The organism is Streptomyces milbemycinicus (assembly GCF_002154605.1).
GTDB classification, from domain to species: Bacteria; Actinomycetota; Actinomycetes; order Streptomycetales; family Streptomycetaceae; genus Streptomyces; species Streptomyces milbemycinicus.
Genome location: NZ_MUNE01000618.1, coordinates 1 through 2,018 on the forward strand (window position 1 = coordinate 1; position 2,018 = coordinate 2,018).

4 protein-coding genes are annotated in these 2,018 nt (G+C 71.7%); 3 read left to right on the forward strand and 1 reads right to left on the reverse strand.

Going from position 1 to position 2,018, the window contains the following annotated elements; genetic code table 11:
• The first annotated feature begins 159 nt into the window (after positions 1–159).
• The 3 genes from CCN51_RS59420 to CCN51_RS40555 all read left to right on the forward strand — a co-directional run bounded on the left by CCN51_RS59420 (position 160) and on the right by CCN51_RS40555 (position 1,348).
• Positions 160–276 (forward strand): SGM_5486 family transporter-associated protein, encoded by a 117-nt coding sequence (locus tag CCN51_RS59420; protein ID WP_014180754.1) that lies wholly within the window; start codon positions 160–162, stop codon positions 274–276.
• Between the two features lie 210 nt (positions 277–486).
• Entirely contained in the window at positions 487–696 is a 210-nt protein-coding gene (locus CCN51_RS40550) for a hypothetical protein (RefSeq protein ID WP_014180755.1), read from the forward strand.
• Between the two features lie 133 nt (positions 697–829).
• Positions 830–1,348, forward strand: a complete 519-nt coding sequence (locus tag CCN51_RS40555; protein ID WP_014180756.1) for a SixA phosphatase family protein — start codon at positions 830–832, stop codon at positions 1,346–1,348.
• Positions 1,349–1,408: 60 nt separating this feature from the next.
• On the opposite strand, the gene serB is transcribed toward CCN51_RS40555, so the two are convergent.
• A partial coding sequence (gene serB / locus CCN51_RS40560; RefSeq protein WP_086860709.1) for a phosphoserine phosphatase SerB occupies positions 1,409–2,018 on the reverse strand: 610 nt, incomplete at its 5' end.

Below are 2,018 nucleotides of genomic sequence, written 5' to 3' on the forward strand. Positions count from 1 at the left end.
GGCGGGGCGCGACCGCGCCGTCGAGGACGAGATCTGAGACGAGATCTGAGACGAGACCTCAGACGAGACCTCAGACGAGATCTGAGCGAGCCCGGCACCACCCTCGCGGACTCGCGGGGCGGTGCCGGGGCGGCGGTGGGGCGGTGGGACACTGGGGCCATGCCAGTGCTCGATGAAAACCCGCCGAACGGCCAGAAGAAGCTGCTCATCATCCTGGGTGTGATGCTGGGCATCACCGTGATCATCGGCGTGGTCGCGACCATCGCCTCACCCTGAGCCCCTGAGGGCGTACTCGCCCTGAGGGTGTGGCTATCCCCACCATCCCTTAGGGGGCCAGGGTCAGGGGTAACTGGGTGGTTCACCGGATGGGACCGGCCCCCGGCGGTCCGTAGATTCGTGATGTCGGAAAGCGAAGGCGGGGGCTGGAGGCGCGGCGCCCGTCGTCGGCCGCTCGTCACCCACCCTCGCGCCCCGGAGGCGATCCCCATGTCCGCGCATACCCACCCCCGGCCCGCCGACCCCGCCGGGCGCCGTCCGGACAGTCGGCTGCCGTGGTGGGCCCTGGCGCTCCCGGCTCTGGCCTTCGCCGCCCTGCTGCTGCTCGTGGGCTCCCCCGACGCGCACGCCGCCGACGACTCCGGGACGCTCTCGCAGGTCTTCGGGCTGATACGGGGCGCGCTCACGCATCAGCCGTGACACCTCGCCACCGTGGTGGCCGTTCGCCTCGTCTTCCCTCACCTGAGGACCCCCCCCGTCCTTACTCATCTGAGGACGAGGTCCGCTCCAACCCCCTGCGCCGGGCACCCGTTTTCATGCGAAGCTGGGACACATGAGCGTCGATGTGCCCCGCAGGATCGTCCTTCTCCGACACGCCAAGGCCGACTGGCCCCAGGTAGCCGACCGCGAACGGCCGCTCGCGGAGCGCGGCCGCCAAGACGCCCCGCTCGCCGGACGCCGGCTCGTCGAGGCCGGGATCACCCCCGAGCTCACCCTCTGCTCGACGGCCGTCCGCACCCGGGAGACCTGGAAGCTCGTGGTGCACGAGCTGCCGCAGCGGCCGAAGACCGTATACGAGGAGCGGCTGTACGAGGCCTCGCTCGGCGAGCTGCTCGCGCTGCTCAACGAGACGCCCGACGACGTGAGCGAGCTGCTGGTGGTCGGCCACAACCCTGGGATGCACGCCCTGGCGGACGCGCTCGCGGGTGAGGCCGAGGAGGGCACGCGGGAGCGTATGGCCCGGAGCGGATTTCCGACCTCCGCCCTCGCGGTGGTGACCTTCAGCGGCTCGTGGAAGTCGGTGGAGCACGGCGTCGGCCGCCTCAGCGACTTCTGGGCGCCCCACGAGTGATCATGACCCGTCGGGCCCGGACGGCCTCGCCGCCCGGGCCCCGATCCGTACGGTGACGCCTCAGCCGTCTCGGCTCTCGACGGTGTCCGCCGCGGTGTCCGCCGCCTCCACCTCTTCGCGGGTGATCCCCAGCAGATACAGCACGGTGTCCAGGAACGGCACATTCACCGCGGTGTGCGCGGCCTCCCGCACCACCGGCTTGGCGTTGAAGGCGACACCGAGCCCGGCCGCGTTGAGCATGTCCAGGTCGTTGGCCCCGTCCCCGATCGCGACGGTCTGCATCAGCGGCACCCCGGCCTCGGCCGCGAAGCGCCGCAGCAGCCGCGCCTTGCCCGCGCGGTCCACGACCTCCCCGACCACGCGCCCGGTGAGCTTGCCGTCCACCACCTCCAGGGTGTTGGCGGAGGCGAAGTCGAGCCCCAGCCGCTCCTTGAGGTCGTCGGTCACCTGCGTAAAGCCGCCGGAGACCACGCCCACCTGGTAGCCGAGACGCTTGAGGGTGCGGATCAGCGTCCGGGCGCCGGGCGTGAGCCGTACCTCGGCGCGCACCTTCTCCACCACGGACTCGTCGATCCCCGCCAGCAGCGCGACCCGCGCGTGCAGCGACTGCTCGAAGTCCAGCTCACCGCGCATCGCGCGGGCCGTGACCTCGGCGACCTCCGCCTCGCAC

What these genes read in the sequence shown, in the direction of transcription:
- CCN51_RS59420 (WP_014180754.1), top strand. Translation starts at nt 160, where the DNA reads ATGCCAGTGCTCGATGAAAACCCGCCGAACGGCCAGAAGAAGCTGCTC.
- CCN51_RS40550 (WP_014180755.1), top strand. Translation starts at nt 487, where the DNA reads ATGTCCGCGCATACCCACCCCCGGCCCGCCGACCCCGCCGGGCGCCGT.
- CCN51_RS40555 (WP_014180756.1), top strand. Translation starts at nt 830, where the DNA reads ATGAGCGTCGATGTGCCCCGCAGGATCGTCCTTCTCCGACACGCCAAG.